Annotated in this window: 7 protein-coding genes; 6 read left to right on the top strand and 1 reads right to left on the bottom strand. The window is 42.5% G+C overall.

What is annotated here, in order from left to right:
* The coding region (acs, locus tag ACESMA_RS15470) for an acetate--CoA ligase (protein ID WP_372949757.1) at nt 1-1,734 on the bottom strand (1,734 nt) is incomplete at its 3' end.
* Nucleotides 1,735-2,039: 305 nt separating this feature from the next.
* On the opposite strand from acs, the gene ACESMA_RS15475 reads away from it, so the two are divergent.
* From ACESMA_RS15475 to ACESMA_RS15500, 6 genes are all read left to right on the top strand, one after another.
* A complete protein-coding gene (locus ACESMA_RS15475; RefSeq protein WP_372949758.1) occupies nt 2,040-3,350 on the top strand; it encodes an acetate/propionate family kinase in 1,311 nt (436 codons plus the stop codon).
* Between the two features lie 73 nt (nt 3,351-3,423).
* Complete coding sequence (locus tag ACESMA_RS15480; RefSeq protein ID WP_372949759.1) at nt 3,424-4,326, top strand: phosphate acyltransferase; 903 nt, start codon at nt 3,424-3,426, stop codon at nt 4,324-4,326.
* Nucleotides 4,327-4,340: 14 nt separating this feature from the next.
* A complete protein-coding gene (buk, locus tag ACESMA_RS15485; protein WP_372949760.1) occupies nt 4,341-5,414 on the top strand; it encodes a butyrate kinase in 1,074 nt (357 codons plus the stop codon).
* A 415-nt stretch (nt 5,415-5,829) separates the two neighbouring features.
* Nucleotides 5,830-9,006 (top strand): SusC/RagA family TonB-linked outer membrane protein, encoded by a 3,177-nt coding sequence (locus ACESMA_RS15490; protein ID WP_372949761.1) that lies wholly within the window; start codon nt 5,830-5,832, stop codon nt 9,004-9,006.
* 21 nt (nt 9,007-9,027) lie between these two features.
* Entirely contained in the window at nt 9,028-10,827 is a 1,800-nt protein-coding gene (locus ACESMA_RS15495; protein WP_372949762.1) for a RagB/SusD family nutrient uptake outer membrane protein, read from the top strand.
* A 625-nt stretch (nt 10,828-11,452) separates the two neighbouring features.
* Entirely contained in the window at nt 11,453-14,728 is a 3,276-nt protein-coding gene (locus ACESMA_RS15500; RefSeq protein WP_372949763.1) for a SusC/RagA family TonB-linked outer membrane protein, read from the top strand.
* Nucleotides 14,729-14,734: the final 6 nt, after the last annotated feature.

Below are 14,734 nucleotides of genomic sequence, written 5' to 3' on the forward strand. Positions count from 1 at the left end.
TCCGATAAATTTGGTAACCGTTGCCCTAATTTCATTTTCAATATTGGCCATTTCTTTATCAGAAAGATCTTCGCAAATAACGTAAGCATAAATGCCTGATCCTTTTATTTCATGCGGGTAACCCACCACAGCCGATTCAACCACTTTGGGGTGCTGGTTAATGGCATCTTCGACTTCGGCTGTTCCAATGCGGTGACCTGAAACGTTTATTACGTCATCAATACGGCCAATGATGCGGTAATACCCTTCTTCGTCGCGTTTGGCCCCGTCGCCGGTAAGGTAAAGTCCCTTGTATGCAGAGAAATAGGTCATGTAACAACGTTGGTGGTCGCCATAAGTCGTACGCAACATTCCGGGCCACGGGAATTTTATACAGAGAATTCCTTCCACACCATTTCCTTTCAGTTCATTTCCTTCAGGATCTACCAAAATGGGTTGAACACCTGGAAGTGGCAAAGTAGCCAGCGAAGGTTTTGTGGGGGTTATTCCGGCCAGAGGCGAAATCATAATTCCGCCGGTTTCGGTTTGCCACCAGGTATCAACAATCGGACAGCGGCCTTTGCCTATCATATCGTGATACCAGCGCCATGCTTCTTCATTAATGGGCTCACCAACGGTTCCAAGCACTTTAAGTGAGCTTAGATCATGATCAACAACCCACTCATCACCTTGTGCAACCAATGCACGGATGGCGGTTGGCGCTGTATAAAACTGGTTTACTTTGTATTTGTCCACCACATCCCAGAACCTGCCTGCATCGGGCCATGTGGGTACCCCTTCAAACATAATTGAAGTTGCCCCGGCAAGCAGCGGCCCGTAAACGATGTATGAGTGACCTGTTACCCAGCCAATGTCGGCTGTACACCAGTAGATGTCGCCGTCGCTGTACTGAAAAACATTTTTAAAGGTATATTCTGCGTAGATCATGTACCCGGCTGTTGTATGTACAACACCTTTGGGTTTCCCTGTTGAGCCTGAAGTGTAAAGAATAAAAAGGATGTCTTCGGAATCCATCACTTCGGCCTTGTTTTCGGAATCAACACCTTTAATTAAATCGTGCCACCAAATATCGCGGCCTTCAACCCAATGCACATGCTCTTCGCCTGTTCTGTGCAAAACAATTGATTTTTCCACGGTCGGACAGCTTTCAAGCGCTTCGTCGGCAATATTTTTCAGGTGAATGGATTTGGCTCCCCTGAATCCGCCATCCGATGTTATCAGTACTTTCGATTTGGCATCGTGAATCCTGTCGGCCAGTGCGGATGCTGAAAAGCCCGCAAATACAATGGAATGAATTGCTCCGATACGGGCACAGGCCAGCATGGCAATAGCCAGTTCAGGCACCATGGGGAGGTAAATAGCAACCCGATCACCTTTTTCCACACCAATCTTTTTTAGTGCATTGGCAAATTTTTTCACCTTATCAAAAAGTTCTCCGTAGGTCAGTTTTACGGTATCCTCTTTCGGGTCGTTGGGTTCCCAAATTATGGCCACCTGATCTTTTCGCATGAACATGTTCCGTTCGAAAATATTTTCGGTAATGTTCAGCTTTCCGTTTACAAACCATTTTACATCAGGCGCACCTTCGCCTTCAAATTTCCAATCGAGAACCCGGTCCCATTTTTTTTGCCAGAAATAATTTTCGGCTATATTTCCCCAAAAATTTTCAGGATTGGCAACACTCTCGTTGTACTTTTGAAAATACTCGGCAAGACTGGTTATCTTATTCACCATAGCTTAGAATTTAAATAATTTGAATGATTAAATTTGATTACTTCTCTCATTTCAGACGAAATACTTTAGTTTTAAACACTCCCGATGAACGTTTTGTTCCGGTAGAAAAACGGTCATAATGGTTCGTGTTTATATAGTCTTCGCATGAATATTCATATTTAGGCAGGGGGAAAAAATAATATGTACAGTAAACGTTTATCACGTTTTGCTTTTTTTGGTTCTCAAAAATACTTTTAAAAACGGGCTTAAATTACATAAAAAATTAAATTGACGAAAAGATAATCACATATTCTATAACACCTTGTTTGATTATAAGAAACCTGGAAAACAGTATGGTATTTCCGGTTGATTTTTTTAACTTCAAAGGTTTTTTCAAAGATTTTTACAACCAAAAACAAAGCAGATTTATGAATGTGCTGGTGGTTAATTGCGGAAGTTCATCGGTAAAATTTCAGTTATATAAAATGCCGGAAGAACTGCTTCTGATTTATGGAAAAGCCGAAAGGAACCAAGACGGAAATACTGATTTTTCATTTCAAACCAAATCCCGAAATATTCAAAATAAATGGGATGGATATTCTTTTTCTGAAAATTTCAAAAAGATATTGAACGAATTGACAAGGCCGGAAAATGAATGCCTTGCAACTTTGGAAGAATTAACCATTGCAGGACACCGGTTAATTCACGGAGGTGAGGCAATAAAATCGCAGGGAGCAGTTGAAATAACCGATGAGTTAATTTCGTATATGGAGTCGTGCATATCGCTTGCACCTCTTCACTACCCGGCAAACCTGGAAGGAATTAAAACGTTGGCGCAACTTTTACCCGGAGTTCTTCAGGCCGGAGTATTCGATACCGCTTTTCATTATTCGCTTCCCCCAAAAGCATTTTTATATGGAATACCCTTAGCGTTTTACCGGGAAAACGGAATTCGCAGGCTTGGATTTCATGGAACTTCGCATAAATATGCATCGCTCCGAACTTACAGGTTAACCGGATTAAATCCTGAAAAAAGCAAAATTATTTCGTGCCATTTGGGAAACGGAGCATCGGTTGCAGCCATAAAAAACGGAAAATCGGTAGATACTTCAATGGGAATGACTCCGGTTGAAGGTTTACTTATGGGAACCCGCAGTGGCGATATTGATGCCGGGTTATTGGGCTACCTTCAGGAAAATTTTGATTTGTCTTCAGGCAAAATTCAGCATATATTGAATAAAGAGGGCGGATTACTCGGCCTGTCTGGTGTTTCGTCTGATTACCGCGCAGTGGAAGAGGCTGCATCTAACGGAAACGAAAATGCACAAACTGCGCTGGATGTATATCACTACCGCGTAAAAAAATATATCGGTGCTTATGCTGCTGCCATGGGAGGAATTGATGCACTTACTTTTACCGGTGGAATTGGTGAAAACAGTTTTTTTGCCAGAAAACAGATTTGCAGCGACCTCGGTTTTTTGGGTATTCGGCTTTCGGAAAAACTGAATAGGGGAAAGAACGGGAAAGAAGCTGTAATCAATGAAAAGAATGGGAAAGTTAGCATTTTAATTGTACCTGCCAACGAAGAGTTAATGATTGCAAGAGAAGTTGCCGACTGGGTAAAATCGAAGGTTTAAAAACATTTATTTTCCTGAGAAATGTTACCCTATTGTCCAAATGAATGTTTTAATTTCGTGAGAAAATCGAACCATGGAAATACGAAACTTTAATGAGTTACTCGAAGTAGTAAAAAAGCAGCCTGAAAAAAGGCTGGTTACGGTAAATGGTGTGGACACAAATACACTGGAAGCGCTCAACGATGCTGTTGAATTAGGACTGGTTACAGCTATTTTAACCGGTGACAAAGGGAAAATTGAGGAAACCTGCAGCGAGTTGAAAATTGACATCGGGAATTACGAAATAATTCATACAAACACCGAACGTGAAGCCACAGAAAAGGCGGTTGAATTGATTCATGACGGGAAAGCCGATCTGATTATGAAAGGTTTTGTTTCAACCGATAAATTTATGAAAGTGCTGCTGAAAAAAGAGTTCGGACTTGTTCCGGCTAAAGGCATACTGAGCCACGTGGCATTAATGGAAAATCCGAATTACCACAAAATGCTGGTATTTTCCGATGCTGGTGTGATTCCTTACCCGAATTTGCAGCAAAAAATTCTAATGGCCGGTTACTTAATAAAAACTGCTCAGTCATTGGGAATTGAAACCCCCAAAATTGCAGTAATTGCACCCACCGAACAGATTATCATTTCAATCCAGTCGTGTATGGATGGAGCCACCATAGCAAAAATGTCGGAGCACGGACAAATTGAAGGCGCTTTTATTGACGGACCAATGGCACTGGATGTGGCCATTAACCGCGATTCGGCTGCAATAAAAGGTTTTACCTCACCAGTTGCCGGAGATGCTGATTGTTTATTGTTTCCAAATATTGATGCCGCCAATGTGTTTTACAAAACCAATTCGAAATTGTGCAAAGCCCAAATGGCAGGAATTATTGCAGGAGCTAAAGTTCCGGCTATCGTTTCATCGCGTGGCGACAGCGAAAAAACCAAACTGAATTCCATTGCACTGGCTTCCCTTATGAGCTGAGTAAAAAAAGAAATATGCACCGAATTCTCGCTATAAATCCCGGTTCTACTTCCACCAAGTTTGCGGTGTATTTCGATGAAAAATGTGTATTGAATAAAACCATCAGGCATTCGATGGACGAACTGATGCGGTATAATAATGTAGTAGATCAGTTCGATTTTCGGAAAGGATTTATTATTGATGCACTGGTTGAGGAAGGAATTGATGTAGATTCCATAAAAATTATAATCGGACGGGGTGGATTGACCTACCCGCTTGAATCGGGTGTTTACCGCATAAACAACCAAATGCTGAAACATGCGCGTGATGGCGTTTTGGGGAAGCACGCCAGTAACCTGGGTCCGCTTTTGGCCGATTATATTGCACAGCAAATTCCCAATGCAAAGGCCTACATAGCCGACCCGGTGGTAACCGACGAACTTGAAAATATAGCGAGAATTGCAGGTCATCCCAATTTTGAGCGGCGTTCCATTTTTCATGCGTTGAACCAAAAAGCCACAGCCAGAATGCATGCTAAAACAATGGGAAAAAAGTATGAAGAAATGAACCTGATTGTTGTTCATATGGGAGGTGGAATTTCAGTAGGAGCGCATAAAAAGGGCAGGGTAGTGGATGTAAATAATGCGTTCGATGGCGAGGGCCCGTTTAGTCCTGAACGTTCTGGAACACTCCCGGTTGGCCAGTTAATCGGAATCTGTTTTAGTGGAAAATATTCTGAAGACCAGGTGCGACGGATGGTAGTTGGCGAAGGAGGTTATGTGGGTTATCTGGGAACCAACAATGCAAAAGAAGTGGAGGAACGCGCAGCATCCGGAGATGAAAAAGCCCTTCTGATTCAGGAGGCACTTTTTTACCAGGTTTCAAAAATGATTGGCGAAATGGCTGTAGTACTGAATGGGAAAATAGATGCGATTTTACTTACCGGAGGCCTGGCTTTTAGTCCGAATACTGAAACATCAATAAAGCAGAAAGTCGGTTTTCTTGCTCCTGTTTATACCTACCCCGGCGAAGACGAACTGCAGGCATTGGCCATGAATGCCCTCCTTGTGGCACGTGGTGAAGTGGAAGTGAAAGAGTACGATAAATAACTACCAATTTATCTGGTGATTTTATCTTTACCGGAACTCATTTTTTTAGTCCAAAACATGAATAAGAATGTTGATTTTGACGGAGAAATAAATCCGCGAATTAAAGTTTTTTCGAAAAAAGATGAGATTTAATTTGGATTATTCAGTTTAGTTTTTGTAGATTCGTGCAATCGATTGTGAATTATTGATAAAGAGGAGAACGTGTTTATTCATTAAAGTAAAGTTTACCAAGGCAACTAATGTGGTCTTATTTTCTTGCAAATGAGGAAAATTGAAATAAACTAATAAATAATAATTAAATCTGCTTATGGAAAAGGTCAGTCTGATCAACGAATTATTCCCTGATAAGATTCTCGATTTTAAATATCTTTTTGTATTTATTAATTTTTATTTTTTAACCTAAAACTATTTTTTCATGAAAAAGAAAAATGGAATGAAAAAAGCTATGCGCTTTTTATTGCTATGTTTCCTTTTCGTTGCGGTAAGTTTTGGGGGCTATGCCCAAAAAACCGTAACGGGGGTAGTAGTGGATGAAGGAGGTCTGCCTCTGCCAGGTGTATCGGTAATTATTAAGGGTACAACCACAGGAACGGTCACCGGAATCGACGGAGATTTTTCGCTCTCTGGCGTTAATGACAACGCCGCACTTGTATTTTCATTTGTGGGAATGGAACCCCAGGAGATTCTGGTTGGAAGTCAGACAACCTTTAATGTAACCATGATCACTTCAACCATTGGTTTGGAAGAAGTTGTTGCGATTGGTTACGGTACACAGAAAAAGGCTAACCTTACCGGTTCTGTGGGTGTGGCAACCGCCGAAAGGCTTGAAAACCGCCCGATTGTTTCTGCCGGGCAGGGGTTGCAGGGTGTTATTCCCAACCTGAACATTTCAATCAGGAATGGTGATCCCACACGTTCAGCCGATTTTAATGTAAGGGGATTTGAATCAATCAACGGTGGTTCGCCGCTTATTTTAATTGACGGAGTTCCCGGTGATGTGGATAAACTGAACCCGAACGACATTGAAAGTATTACGGTGCTGAAAGATGCTGCTGCCGGAGCAGTTTACGGTGCCAGGGCTGCTTTTGGGGTTATTCTGGTGGAAACCAAATCCGGTAAACCAGGCAAAATGACTGTTACGTTGGCAACCGAACAGTCAGCTACTGTTCCCCTTTCTTTAATCGACCCGGAAAACGATCCGTACAAAGCTGCATTGGCATGGAACCAGGCTACCAACAGAACCAGCGGCACACCGCGCTACGATGAAGATTACCTCGCAGGATTCCAGCGCTGGAATGAAAATCCCACCTTTGAAAACGAATGGGGGGTTTATCAGGGAGGTCTTCGTCGGTATGGTTTTACCGATTATAAGGATATGACCATTGCCGACTGGTCGCACCAGCAGAAATATGATTTAAATATTTCGGGTGCAACGGATAAAGCTTCCTACTATACTTCCTTCGGTTTTATAGATAAGGAAGGCTGGGCGGAGCTCCCCCGCGATAAAAACTACATGTACAAAAGGTACAATGTATTAATGAAAGGCGATGTTGAAATTACCGACTGGTTAACTTTGGATAGCCAGATAAGCTGGAGTGCCGAGCACAACGATCAGCCTCACTTTTACAACTGGGATGTGAACATTAATACCGTGGCCAGGGTGCAACCCAACCACATGATTTCCTTTCCCGATTTGCCCTATTACCTGGAACCAGGTGACAGGGAAAATTATGAACCATACATTGGTAAATATTTCCTGAGTTTGAATGCTTTACCTTACTGGGAAGAAGGTGGACGTGATGTGGAAACCGAACACAGGATGCTGATGAAACAGGGTTTAACCCTTACTCCGTTAAAAGGATTGCTCGTTCGGGGAGATTTCTCTTACAGCACCTATCACTTAGAGCGGCAGGATGTAGCCAGTAAAATTGAAGGAATTCAAAATACTGACCTGGCTAATTTGCAAATTGGCAATGGCTTCAGTGGCGACGACTATATTCAAAACTGGTCCAACTACAACCAGTACTATGTAATGAATGCTTATGCAGAATATACATTTGAAGAACTGACTGACCATTACCTTAAAGCCATGGTTGGATTTAATCAGGAATGGGGCCGGAATACTTATGTGGGCGCCAAAGCTGCGAAGTTGATTACGCCCCTGATTACCGATATCAGCGCTACCACAGGTACACAGGAAACTTACGGGAGCCGCTCTCATTTGTCTTTACGTGGTATCTTTTACCGGTTGAATTATAGCTATAAAGATCGGTACCTGCTGGAAGCCAATGGCCGTTACGACGGAACTTCCCGGTTTCCGCAGGATGACCGTTTTGGATTTTTTCCTTCTTTTTCTGCCGCATGGAGGCTTTCCAACGAACCGTTTATGGATGCTGCAAGCAGTTGGCTCGATAATTTGAAGATTCGTGCTTCTTATGGAACACTTGGAAACCAGCTATTAAGCAACCTTTATCCATACATTTCAACTATGGGAACAGGAACATCTCCCTACATGATGTCTTCAGCAGGGCGCATTCCGTTTGTTTCTCCGGCAGGTTTGGTAAGCCCCACGTTAACCTGGGAAACCGTGGAAACCAAAAACATTGGGATTGATATCACCATACTGGACCAAAGGTTTGATGTTTCATTTGACATGTTCCAACGCGATACCAAAGACATGTTAATGGACGTGGAATATCCTTCGTTGCTGGGTACTTCTGCACCCCAATCTAATGCCGCAGACCTGAAAACTTTGGGTTGGGAAGTGGCAGCCACCTGGCGGGATCGTATTGGCCAGGACTGGACTTACTCCATAACACTGGCTCTTGCTGACAACCAGTCGGAAATTACCAAGTACGACAATCCTACCGGTGCTTTGTCTGAATACCGGGTAGGACAAAAAATTGGTGAAATTTGGGGATATGAAACCGAAGGGATTTTCCAGACAGATGAAGAAGTAACTCAACATGCCGACCAATCGCGTGTTGGTGCCAACTGGAGAGCAGGCGATATGAAATACAAAGACCTGAATGGGGACGAGCAAATTGATTCGGGAAGCAACACCATTGATGACCCGGGTGACCGGACCATCATCGGAAATTCAACAGAACGCTATACCTTTGGTTTAAATCCGGATTTACAATACAAAGACTTCACCTTAAACCTGTTTTTCCAGGGAAGGATGAAACGCGATTACCTGCCGCCAAACGGAAACTGGAATGCCTTTTACCCGTTCAACGCCGGGCATATTGAAAAATGGTACCTGGAGGAAAGCTGGAGTCCTGAAAATCCGGATGCATACTTTGCTGCTCCGCACATCGGTACCGACGATAAAAAGAACATTATTCCGCAATCGCGCTTTGTACAGAATGCAGCTTACATGCGCCTGAAAAACATTACGTTGAGTTACTGGTTGCCCGAATCTGTAGCACAAAAAATAGGCATGAGCCGGGCACAGGTCTATTTATCGGGTATGAACCTGTTTACCATTACCGGCATGCACAAACCGCTCGATCCGGAACAAACGGCTACGGTTACTCAGGAATATTACTTCGATAAGGTATATTCACTTGGTGTTAAGGTTACATTCTAAAAACGTTAAAAAGAATAAGAAATGAAAAAACATATCATAAGATTAAGTTTGATAGTGTTGGTCACACTGATTTACAGTTGTGAATTAAACAACGATTTTCTGGAAAGGTATCCGCTGGACAGGATAAGTAGTGAAACCTTCTGGAATACCGAAAACGACCTGATGGTTTACAACAACCGGATTTACGATTTGGCCAGGAACGATAACGATGTGCCCATTTTAATGGGATTTGATGATGGTTTTGACAGCAACAATCAGGGGATTTGGTACCTGGATGAATTTGCTGACAATATTGCGCCGCGTCATTCCCGCCATGAGCGATATCAGCAGGTACGTGCAGGGAAACACAACATTCCTTCCGGCCCGCAATTGTATGGATGGCGCGATGGCGGTTGGTCTTTTGTGCGCACCATCAATGTGTTTATGGATAACTATTCCAAAGCGCTTGAAAATGGTGTAGCTGAAGCAACAGTAAACAGATATGTAGGCGAAGCCCGCCTGTTCCGCGGTTGGTTTTATGCCGATAAAATTTCAAAATATGGTCGTGCTCCGTGGGTTGATCGGGAACTAAACATTGACTCCGAAGAATTATATGCTCCGCTAAATTCACGTGAAGAAGTTATGACCAATGTGCTGGCAGATTTGAATTTTGCCACCCAGTGGTTACCCAACGACTGGGGCGACGGAGGTGGCCCGGGCCGTTTAAACCGATGGGCTGCACTGTTAGTAAAATCTAGGGTCTGTTTGTTTGAAGGAACCTGGCGCAAATATCACGGTGAATCAAATGCCGATATGTGGCTCCAGGAAGCTGCTTCAGCTGCAAAAGAACTGATGGATGACGGGCCTTATGACCTTTACTCCACCGGTGATCCGGAAAACGATTACCAGGCCATCCATAAAATCCGGCAAGATTTAACCGGTGTTCCGGAAGTGATGTACTGGAGGCGTTACCAGCTTGGTGTATTTGTCGTAAACGCGCAAAGTTACCACCGGAGTTACAACGGCGGGGCAACCAAAAGTTTAGTGGAAGATTACCTGTGTGCCGATGGACTGCCCATTACGCTTTCAGATCAGTATCAGGGCGATGCTTCGTTCCGCAATGTGTTTGAAAACCGCGATCCCAGGCTGCGTCAAACCATTTTGCATCCTGACGATGTAGAACGGTGGCAGTGGAACCGCAACGATCAGACGCGTACTTACCCGCGTTTATCAGGTATGGGTGGGCAAACTTCCGAAACCGGTTACTCCATTTGCAAGGTTTTTGAACCCATTGGCTCTTTTGCCGGTTACAATACTGGCGATACACCTGCCATCATATTGAGGTTTGGGGAAGCCCTCTTAAATTATGCCGAGGCCATGGCCGAACTAGGTACCATTACGCAGGCCGATTTGGATATCAGTATCAACAGGTTGCGCGACCGTGTGGGAATGCCGCACCTCGATTTGAATCCACCCATGGACCCGCGATACGCCAATGACGGAGTATCATCATTAATTGTTGAAATTCGTCGCGAACGCAGAATTGAATTGTTTATGGAAGGTTTCCGTTACGACGACCTGAGGCGATGGAAACAAGGTAAAAAACTTGAAATTCCTGATTTGGGTATTCGTTTCGATGCAGGTATGAAAGCTGAAATCGATCCGGAAGGAGCAGCAGTGGTTAGAACCACTCAGGTTGACGGCATCGATTATGTTGACGTTTATCAGGGAACCGACTGGGCAAATCCGGTGTTCGACGAAAACAAACACTATTTATGGCCCATACCGCTGAGTGCAATTTCGCAAAACCCGGCAATAGAACAAACACCTGGTTGGAATTAAAAAAGGTGGCGATGAAATGACAATAACTAAAAAGGTTTAGCAGAGAGCATAAGCCGCAGTTCGTTGAAAGACGGGTTGCGGCTTTGTTTTTACATGGTTGAACTCAAACATACCAACTTTCAAGGTACAAAATAGCTTCGGAAAAGGCTACAAACAGCAAAACATTTTAACCCTAAAAATATTTTGAAATGCACAGCATGAAGGTAGTGTAAAAAGATTTTTTTAACTTTTTTTAATTTATTTCTTATTTGTATTATCCTGAAAGCATGAATTTTAGTGGAGTTTATTTTAGAAACATGTTGTTCAACATGTTTTATTTTATATATTTTATATTAGCTTCGTGCAATCGATTGTGAAAAATCGACTGTGTATTGTAATCAATACAAATAGAGAAATAGTTTAGTTTAGTTATATATAAGGAACCATTGTAGAATAATTTACAGTGGTTCCCTTTCGCTGAAGACTAATTAAATAACTAAAAAATGAACAATGAAAATTACTATTTTACGACACATTTCCCTGGTTGGGTATTTTTTTATGGATTACCTCCATAATCCTTTCAAAACGAAAAAATCAATTAATAAATCTCATGTATATATTGTCAAATTTTAACTTATCGTAAATTATGAAGAAAAAAAAGAGCAAATTATCATGCTTTCCCAGAGGAAGTTTGCGGGTGGTTTCGGCCTTAAAACTGAAACTGCTTTTGTCTTTTTTGCTTTTAGCTTTAATGTTTCCCACTTTCAATTCGTTAGCAATTGAGGGTGAGCAGCAACAGCAAAGAGAAGTTTCCGGGAATGTAACCGACTGGGAAGGATTGCCGTTACCTGGCGTTACAGTGCTTGTAAAAGGTACTTCCATTGGTACTGTTACCAATATGGATGGCGATTTTTCGCTTCGTGTGCCGGCTAATGCCGAATCCTTGCAATTTTCATTCGTGGGTATGCGTACTCAGGAAATTGCTTTGGCAGAAAGAACTTCTTTTTCCATCACCATGGAAGAAGAATCGATTGGTTTGGAAGAAGTTGTGGCCGTTGGATACGGTGTGCAGAAAAAGGAAAGTGTAGTAGGCTCCATTGGGCAGGCATCAAATGAAGAGCTCCGTCGCTCTGGAAATTCAACTGACCTTACCGAAAGCCTGGTAGGACAAATTCCAGGTATGGTAGCCTTAACTTCATCTGGTGAACCAGGTGGTATTCTTACAGGCGAAAGTGCTACCAATATTTTTATCAGGGGACAAAATACCTGGAATGGTGGCCAACCGCTTATATTGGTAGATGGTGTTGAACGAAATATGAATAACGTAGATGTAAATGAAGTTGAAAGTATTTCGGTATTAAAAGATGCATCAGCCACCGCTGTTTTTGGGGTAAAAGGTGCAAATGGTGTTATTCTTATTACCACAAAACGTGGGATGGAAGGAAAAACCAAGTTGAACTTTAACTATACAACCACCGGAATAATGTTATCCAGACAACCGGATAAGCTTGATTCTTATGCAGCCATGATGGCCAAAAATGAGATTATCGAGCGGGAAGGTGTGTTAAACGAACCCTCATGGGGCGCTTATGTTCCTCATGAAATTGTTCAACGTTACAGGAGGCCGCAATCAGACGAGTATGCGGAAATTTATCCAAACGTTGACTGGGAAGACGCCATGTTTAAAGATATGGGTTTTTCTCACCGCATGACATTAAATGCCCAGGGAGGTAGCAAGGCTGTTCAGTACTTTGGCTCGCTGGCCTATTTGCATGAAGGTGACATGTTTGAGGATTACGACAATTACAAAAGTTACGATCCGAACTACAATTACGACAGGTTTAACTTCAGAAGTAATATTGACATTGCACTGACAAATACAACTAAGTTTAAATTAAACTTATCAGGTTATTACAGTCAGAAAAATACCAATTACAATAATGAAGGAAGTACAAGCAGGGCCGATGCCTGGATGTGGCGTGCTACTTATGGTATGGCTCCCAACCTGTTTTTACCCATGTATGACGATGGCCGCTGGGGCGCCTATCAGGAAGGAGGAAATAACACGGTCAATCCAATTGCCGCTGTATATAATATTGGTGTAAGGCAAACAAGGCAAACCCAGTTGAATGCCGATTTTAACCTGGAACAGGATCTTGGGTTTATTACTGAAGGTTTAAATGCAAAGGCCTCACTGTTTTACGATAACAGCATCCGCTCAGAAGGTGGAATCTACGATCAGCAAAACAGTATCCGTCCGGCAGAAGCCAGAACAAACGTTCCATTTAAACAAATCTATCCTTTGTTATATGAAGGTCCCGATCAGGATCCCAGTGAATATACTTTGCTGCTGCCCATTGGCGATGAAGAATATGACTGGTTTTTGAGACCATGGTCCATTCGTCAGGAGAATATTACTTCAGCCAACTGGACAAATTACATTCCTGTTTCGCGCCGGTTAATGTACCAGTTCCAAATGAACTATGCACGTACATTCGATGTACACAGTGTTTCGGGTATGGGAGTGTTTAAACGTGAAGAATATGCCATAGGAAGTATGTTTAAAAATTATCGTGAAGACTGGGTTTTCAGGGGAACATACGACTATGACGGAAGATATTTGTTTGAAGCAAACGGAGCCTATAACGGTTCGGAACAGTTTGGCCCGGGTTACCGGTTCGCTTTTTTCCCGTCTGTAGCAGTTGGCTGGTACGTTTCAAATGAAAGTTTTTTCAATTTTGATTGGGTTGACAGGCTGAAAATCCGTTACAGTATTGGAAAAGTTGGGGACGACAAAGTGAGCGGTTCACGCTGGCTGTATGAATCTCAGCTTGGCTACGGAGGAAGAGCCCGTTTAAGCAATTCAGTTACCGGCTTGGCACCTTACTATTTTTACCGTGAAGCGGTAGTTGGAAACCCTGATATTCAATGGGAAAATGCAACTAAAACCAATTTTGGAGTTGAATTTGGTGTATTAAAAAACCTGCTCTCTTTGAGTTTTGATTATTTTACTGAAGACAGGACTGACATTTTGATGTCGGGCGGTAGCCGGAATGTACCTCCGTTCTTTGGAGCCACACCACCAAGTGCCAACCTGGGCCATGTAAAATCAAATGGTTATGAAATTGTACTGGGTTTCAATAAACGAATCAACAATAATTTCGACATTTGGGCTAATCTCGCTGTTACACACAACGAGAATGAAATTATTGAACGCGATGATGCTCCGCTTCAATTCGACTATTTAAAAGCAAAAGGGTACCCCATTGGTCAGCATAAACGGTTGCTTAAAACCGAATTTTATGACAACTGGGATGAGGTTTACGCCAGTGTACCTACTGAAAACAATGATGCTGATAAGCTTCCGGGGTATTACGACTTAATTGACTTTAATGCCGACGGAATCATTAAAAACAGCGAAGATACACCGCCAGTTGGCTATTCTGAGATTCCTCAGAATACAGGTACAATTACTGTTGGTACCAACTACGGTGGTCTAAGTTTTATGATTCAGTTTTACGGCGTAAACAATGCCAACCGCTACGTAGGATTTAACAATTATGAAAATGATATTGACATTGTTTATGGTCACGTAGCTGATTACTGGACAAAAGATAATCCGGATGCTACATCGTTTCTGCCACGTTGGAAAACGCAGGCTGAAAACATAGGACATTATTATTTGTACGATGCCTCGTATCTGAGATTACAAAACACCGAAATTGCATATACTTTCAATGATTTGCAGTGGGTGAAAAATGCAGGCTTCTCCAATTTCAGAATTTTTCTGAATGGAAATAACCTTTTCTTCTGGTCTAATTTACCGGATGACAGGACTACAACCTATTCTGGAGGTAGCGCAACGCAGGGAGCCTATCCAACTGTTAAAAGGATTAATTTAGGCATTGACTTATCATTTTAATAATCA

The organism is Mariniphaga sp. (genome assembly GCF_041687215.1).
Lineage (GTDB): Bacteria > Bacteroidota > Bacteroidia > Bacteroidales > Prolixibacteraceae > Mariniphaga.

Coding starts and splice junctions, on each gene's coding strand:
- ACESMA_RS15480 (WP_372949759.1), top strand. CDS start 3,424: ATGGAAATACGAAACTTTAATGAGTTACTCGAAGTAGTAAAAAAGCAG.
- buk (WP_372949760.1), top strand. CDS start 4,341: ATGCACCGAATTCTCGCTATAAATCCCGGTTCTACTTCCACCAAGTTT.
- ACESMA_RS15490 (WP_372949761.1), top strand. CDS start 5,830: ATGAAAAAGAAAAATGGAATGAAAAAAGCTATGCGCTTTTTATTGCTA.
- ACESMA_RS15495 (WP_372949762.1), top strand. CDS start 9,028: ATGAAAAAACATATCATAAGATTAAGTTTGATAGTGTTGGTCACACTG.
- ACESMA_RS15500 (WP_372949763.1), top strand. CDS start 11,453: ATGAAGAAAAAAAAGAGCAAATTATCATGCTTTCCCAGAGGAAGTTTG.